At 70.6% G+C, this 6,366-nt stretch carries 5 protein-coding genes and 1 pseudogene; 4 read left to right on the forward strand and 2 right to left on the reverse strand.

The features are described 5' to 3' along the window. A pseudogene (locus HW577_RS18360) lies at positions 1 to 399 on the reverse strand (lytic transglycosylase domain-containing protein); the annotation flags it as partial. Positions 400 to 490: 91 nt separating this feature from the next. Here HW577_RS18360 and dapA point away from each other — a divergent pair. Both dapA and smpB read left to right on the forward strand, forming a co-directional pair. Next, the gene (gene dapA / locus HW577_RS18365; RefSeq protein ID WP_198377594.1) at positions 491 to 1,369 is read left to right on the forward strand and encodes a 4-hydroxy-tetrahydrodipicolinate synthase; all 879 of its coding nucleotides are present in this window, start codon (positions 491 to 493) and stop codon (positions 1,367 to 1,369) included. 173 nt (positions 1,370 to 1,542) lie between these two features. Further along, positions 1,543 to 2,034: an SsrA-binding protein SmpB gene (gene smpB, locus HW577_RS18370; RefSeq protein ID WP_198377595.1), complete on the forward strand. Its 492-nt coding sequence runs from the start codon at positions 1,543 to 1,545 to the stop codon at positions 2,032 to 2,034. Between the two features lie 62 nt (positions 2,035 to 2,096). On the opposite strand, the gene hemN is transcribed toward smpB, so the two are convergent. Then, positions 2,097 to 3,446 (reverse strand): oxygen-independent coproporphyrinogen III oxidase, encoded by a 1,350-nt coding sequence (hemN, locus tag HW577_RS18375; protein ID WP_198377596.1) that lies wholly within the window; start codon positions 3,444 to 3,446, stop codon positions 2,097 to 2,099. A gap of 178 nt (positions 3,447 to 3,624) precedes the next feature. Between hemN and HW577_RS18380 the strand changes: the two genes are divergently transcribed. Both HW577_RS18380 and HW577_RS18385 read left to right on the forward strand, forming a co-directional pair. Continuing rightward, positions 3,625 to 5,751, forward strand: coding sequence for a type VI secretion system Vgr family protein (locus HW577_RS18380; RefSeq protein WP_198377597.1), 2,127 nt, complete (start codon positions 3,625 to 3,627; stop codon positions 5,749 to 5,751). A 1-nt stretch (position 5,752) separates the two neighbouring features. Then, positions 5,753 to 6,366 (forward strand): DUF6931 family protein (locus HW577_RS18385; RefSeq protein ID WP_198377598.1); only part of this gene is annotated, 614 nt, incomplete at its 3' end.

Here is a 6,366-nt window from a genome sequence, read left to right on the forward strand (position 1 = left end):
GTCCAGCGCCTCGGCGTGGCGCAGCGCGCCCTGGAGGGTGCGCGCGGGCTGGCCGGCGAAGTGGCGCAGCGCCAGGGCGTCGTCGCCCTCCGCCGCCAGCGCGGCTTCGGCGCGGCGCGCCATGGCGTCGGGGAAGGGCCAGTCGGGGTTCTCTGCCAGGAAGGCGACCAGTTCGGCCGCCGAGGCCGGGGCGGCGCGGTTCGACAGGCGGATCCAGAGCACGAGCTTGGCCGCCAGCGGGTCGGCCGCGGCGGCGAAGGACTCCGCTTCCCCCCAGCGGCCGGCCGAGGCGGCGGCGATGGCCTGGCGGCCGGCGGCGCGCGCGCCATCCGGCGCCCAGGACTGTGCGGCGGCCGGAACGGGCAGGAGGAGGGCGGCGAGGAGGATGAGGCGGCGCATGCCGGATGCTTACCAAATCCCCGCCGGCCTTGTCGCGCCGGGGGGCGAAGCCTAGTTTCGGCGCCTGTCGCCGGCACCGGAGGAAAGCGTCATGTTCAGGGGATCCATGGTTGCGCTCATTACGCCCATGCGCGCGGATGGCTCCGTGGACGAGAAGGCGTTCCAGGACCTGGTCGAATGGCAGATCGCCGAGGGCACCGAGGGGCTGATCCCGGTCGGCACCACGGGCGAGAGCCCGACGCTGAGCCACGAGGAACACAAGCGCGTCGTCGAGATGTGCGTCGAGGCGGCGAAGGGCCGCGTGCCCGTGATGGCTGGCGCCGGCAGCAACAGCACCGCCGAGGCGATCGACTTCGCGGTGCATGCGAAGAAGGCCGGCGCGGACGCGATCCTCGTCGTCACGCCCTACTACAACAAGCCGACGCAGGAAGGGATGTTCCTGCACTTCACGGCGATCGCCGACGCCGCCGACATCCCGATGTTCCTCTACAACATCCCCGGCCGCAGCGTGATCGACATGTCGGTCGAGACGATGGCGCGGCTGGCGAAGCACCGGAACATCGTCGGCGTGAAGGATGCGACGGCGAACCTGGCGCGCCCGCTGCACACGAAGCGCGCCTGCGGCGAGGAATTCATCCAGCTGAGCGGGGAGGACCACACGGCGCTGTCCTTCAACGCCGCCGGCGGCGTGGGCTGCATCAGCGTGACCGCAAATGTCGCCCCGCGGCTCTGCGCCGAGATGCACAAGGCGTGGCGGACCGGGCGGGTGGATGAGGCGATGGCGATCCAGGACCGGCTCGTGCCGCTGCACGACGCGCTGTTCTGCGAGACGTCGCCCGGCCCGGTGAAGTACGCGGCGAGCCTGCTCGGCAAGAGCACCGACCATTGCCGCCTGCCGATGGCGCCGATCGCCGATTCGAGCAAGGCGCGGGTGCGCGAGGCGATGGTCTCGGTGGGGCTGCTGAACTGAACGCGTCCGACCAGGTCGAGGCGGCGTCATCACGTGCGGATCCTGCGCATGCAGGATCCGGGAGCGCGAAGCGCGACCGCGCCCAACCCGTACGCCGCGCCGGGTGCGACAGCGCAGGGCGCGAAGGCGAGCCGGCCGGATGGCCGGCGCCCGCCGTTTGAGGGCAGAAGAAAGTGCCTGAGAAGAGGAAGTCCTCGCTGATCTCGCACGGCATCGCCGCGCAGAACCGCAAGGCGCGCTTCGACTACAAGATCGGCGAGACGATCGAGGCCGGCATCGCGCTGATCGGGCCCGAGGTCAAAAGCCTGCGCGCCGGCCGCGCGACGCTGACCGAGGCCTGGGCCGGCGAGCGGGACGGGGAGATGTGGCTGTTCAACTGCTACATTCCCGAATGGCAGGCCGGGTCCTTCATGGCGAAGTTCGAGCCGCGCCGCCCGCGCAAGCTGCTGCTGCACCGCAAGCAGGTGGAGACCCTGACGGGGGCGATCACGCGGGAAGGGGCGACGCTCGTGCCGCTCGACATCCACTTCAACGACCGCGGGCGGGCGAAGATTTTGCTGGGCGTGGCCGAGGGCAAGAAGAAGCACGACAAGCGCGCCGCCATCGCCGAACGCGACTGGCAGCGCGACAAGTCGCGGCTGATGCGCAACAAGGGGCGGGAATAGCCCACGCCGGCGGATCCGGCAGGCGCGGGGCACGGCATCCGTCCGGCAGGACGGATGATGCGCTACACCGCCGCGCTGTGCCGCGCCGGGCGCGGGGCCAGGAAGGCGTCGAAGCAGGCCGCGAAGTGGCGCAGGAAGGGGCGCCCGGCCTCGGTCGCGACGATCCGCGACGGCTCCCGCCGCACCAGCCCGTCCGTCTCCAGCGTGACGAGGCGGTCCGCGGCGCTCGCCATGACCGCCTCGGGCACGGCGGCGAGGTCGATCGCGCCGTCGCACATCACCCGCTCGATCAGCGCGGCGCGCAGCACATCCTCGCCGGTCAGGGCCCGGCCACGCGCGACGGGCAGGCGGCCGGCCTCGACCGCGGCAAGCCATCCGCGCTCATCCGGCTCGTTCTGCACGAAGCCCTGCGGCAGGCGCCCGATCGCCGAGGCGCCGAAGCCGACCAGCGCGGGGGCGGTGTCGGTCGTGTAGCCCTGGAAGTTGCGCCGCAGCGTGCCGGCGGCCGCGGCGATGGTCATCGGATCGCCGGGGCGCGCGAAATGGTCGATGCCGATCGCGGCGTAGCCGGCCTGGGCCAGCACGCGCGCCGCGGCCTCCTGCTGGCGCATGCGCAGCGCCGGGCCGGGCAGGTCTTCCTCGCGGATGCCCTTCTGGTGGGACTTCATCCAGGGCACGTGCGCATAGCCGAAGACGGCGATGCGGTCCGCCCCGCACGCCGCGGCGAAGCGGGCGGAGGCCTCGACCTCGGCGACGCCCTGGCCGGGCAGGCCGTAGATCAGGTCCATGTTGATGTGGGAGATGCCCGCGGCGCGCAGCCCGGCGACGGCGGCCTCCACCTGTTCGGCCGGCTGCACGCGCCCGATCAGCGCCTGGACCGAGGGGGTGACGTCCTGCACGCCGAGGCTCGCGCGCGTCAGGCCGAGCGCGGCCAGCGCCTCGATCAGCGGCGTGTCGAGGCTGCGCGGGTCGAGCTCGGCGGCGATCTCGGCCCCCGCGCGGAAGGGGAACAGGCGGCGCAGAGTCGCGGCGAGGGCGGCCAGGCCCTCGGCGCCGAGCGCGGTCGGCGTGCCGCCGCCCAGGTGCAGCGCGGCCACGCCCGCATGGGCGGGGATCAGCCCCGCGACCATCGCCGCTTCCTGTTCCAGCCCCGCGCGGTAGCGCGCGATGCGGGCCGAGGAGCGGGTGACCGAGGTGTGGCAGCCGCAATACCAGCACAACGCGTGGCAGAAGGGGACGTGGACGTAGAGCGAAAGCGCGTCCTCCGCCCCGATCGCGCCGAGCCATTCGGCATAGGTGCCGGGGTCGATCGGCGCGAAATGCGGCGCCGTCGGGTAGCTCGTGTAGCGCGGCAGGGGGGTTGCAGCGTGGCGCAGCAGGACGGGTTCGGCCGGGGCGGAGGTGGCGCTCATGGTGCGAGATTGGCCGCTGTGACCGGGAGCACGCCTTGCGCTGGCGCAAGCCGGCATGCTGGACGCGGCGCCCGGCAAAGATGAAACGCTTCAGCCGGCGGCGTCCGGCACCCCGGGCGGCGGTTCCAACGCGCGGGAAAGCGCGGCTAGAATGGGCTCGGAATCAAGGAGCGGCTGGATGTCCGGCGATCTGAGCCAGGAACCGCGTACGCTGGCGATCACGACCTCGAGCGGCAAGGAATTCGTCCTGCGCCGGGTGGAGGCGGTGGAGGCGATCTCGCGCCCCTTCCTCGTGCAAGTCGAGGTGCTGAGCAAGAACAAGGAGATTAAGGCGTCCGAGGTGGTCGGGCACACCGCCTCGGTCAGCATCCAGCGCGGGAAGGACGAGGAACCGCGATGGTTCAACGGCTACATCTCGGCCTTCCGCGTCATCGGGTCCTTCGGCACCGAATACGCCGCCTATGGGCTCGAGATCGTGCCGAAGTTCTGGAATCTCTCGCGGACCTCTGACTGCCGGGTGTTCCAGAACGAATCGGTGCCGACCATCGTCAAGAAGCTCCTGCAGGAGGGCGGCGACGACGTTCCGGTGTTCATGTCGCCCGACGAGACGCCGCGCCCCTACTGCATCCAGTACAATGAGACCGACCTGGATTTCTGCCAGCGGCTGCTGGATGAAACCGGCTGCGGCTACTACTGGCTCCACGGTGACGGTGTGCACAGCATGATGGTCGGCACCGCGAGCGCCGACTATCTGCCGATCAGCTCCGGCCCCTATGTCGTCAAGTCGGGATCGAGCGACTGGAACGCGCTGTCGGGCTTCCGCCATCGCACGCAGGTCCAGCCTGGCGCGGTCGCCGCCATGGACTACAACCTGATCAAGCACACCCAGCCCTTCAACTCGACGACGAACACGGCGCTGAGCGAGATCCAGAACAACGCGTCCTTCGAGATGCGCGTCTGGCCCGGCGGGCAGCATGTGAAGCCCGAGGGCACGCCCGACCTGCGCGCCATGCAGACCTTCGAGGCCGAGGCCGACATCGCCCAGGCCGTGGCCTTCGACCCGGTGATGAATGCCGGCTGCAAGATCAAGGTCGCGCTCGACCAGAACGCGCCCGACACCAGCGAGGAATACCTGCTGACGCGCGTGGTCCACAGCGCGCATGACGAGACGCACCTGACCGACGGCGGCGGATCGTCCTACACGGCCGCGATCACCATGATCCCGGCGGACCGGCCCTATCGTCCTTCCGCCCCGCGCCCGCGCCCGCTGGTGCCGGGGCTGCAGTCGGCGATCGTCGTCGGCCCGGCGGGTGAGGAGATCCACACCGACAAGTACGGCCGCATCAAGATCCGCTTCCTGTGGGACCGGCTGACCAAGAAGGACGACACGGCCTGCGAGATCTGGGTGCGCGTCGCGCAGCCCGCCGCGGGCAAGTGGGGCGGCACCTTCTTCCTGCCGCGCATGGGCGACGAGGTGCTGGTGGGCTTCGTGGACGGGGACCCGGACAAGCCGGTGGTGGTGGGCTCGCTCTACAGCGACGACGCGCCGCTGGCCGCGTCCTTCCCGATGCCGTCCAAGAAGACGCGCACGGGGATGCATTCGCGCTCGTCCAAGGGCGGGTCCTCCAGCCTCGCGAACATCATCTACTTCGACGACAACAAGGGGGCGGAGGAGGTCTATCTCCGCGCCCAGAAGGACATGAACGCGGTCATCGAGGACGCGCGGACGGAACTGATCAACGTCGGCGACAACGACGGCGACGACACCTACGAGATCAAGAAGGGCGACAAATGGGTGACGGTCGGCGAGGGCGACTTCTCCACCTTCGTCGACAAGGGCGACTACGCGCGCGTGACGGGGGAAGGTGACGACAACCTGTTCGTCAAGCAGGGCGACCGCGGCACGGTGGTCGAGCAGGGCGACTACAACGACTTCGTCAAGCAGGGCGACCGCACGCTGCAGGTGGACCAGGGCGACAGCAACACCTTCATCAAGGCCGGCGACCAGTACACCGAGGTCAACAGCAACATCACGACCAAGGCCAAGACCGGCAACATCACGATGGACGCGACCGCCGGGAAGATCGACATCTCGGCCGCGCAGAGCATCACGCTGAAGGTGGGCCCCTCCTCGATCAAGATCGACAATTCGGGCGTCACGATCGACGCGCCCATGGTGACGATCAAGGCCAAGACGATGCTGAACGCCGAGTCTGGCCTAATGGCGAAACTTAAGGGCACAATGGTCACGGTGGAGGGCAGCGGCCCGACCATGATCAAGGGAGCGGTCGTCCTGATCAACTGAGATGAGCCAGACACCCTCCAAGCTCGCCGTCCCCCTCGCGCCGCTCGTCCCCCGCCTCGAACTCGACGCGGAAGGACAGGCGCTGCTGGCCGGCGTCGCGGACGCGTCCACCGCCGTCGAGAAACTGCTCGCGGCGGACCGCGCCCAGGATGCGGTGCGGCTGATCGCGCATGCCCTGCCGAAGCGCGAAGCCGTCTGGTGGGCCTGCATGTGCGCGCGCGCCGTGCCCGACGCCGCCCTGCCGCCCGAGGACCGCGTCGCGATCGACGCGGCCGAGGGCTGGGTGCGCAAGCCGGACGAAGCCGCGCGCCGCGCCTGCCAGGCGAGCGCGGAGAAGACCAAGTTCGCCTCGCCCGAGGCGTGGGCGGCGATGGGTGCGTTCTGGTCGGGCGGTTCCATGTCGCCGGAAGGCCAGCCCGTCGTGCCGCCAGCCGAATCCCTGACGGGCACGGCCGTGACCGGCGCGGTGATCCTGGCCTCGGTCCGGCACGAGCCGCCGAAGCAGAAGGACCGCCTGCCGCGCTTCATCGCCAGCGCGCGCGACATCGCGGTGGGCGGCGCGGGGCGCCTGCAGCCCGAGGATCCGCCGCCCGCACCCGCCGCGGCCCCGCCGCC

Origin of the sequence: Neoroseomonas rubea (assembly GCF_016106015.1) — a bacterium.
Lineage (GTDB): Bacteria > Pseudomonadota > Alphaproteobacteria > Acetobacterales > Acetobacteraceae > Neoroseomonas > Neoroseomonas rubea.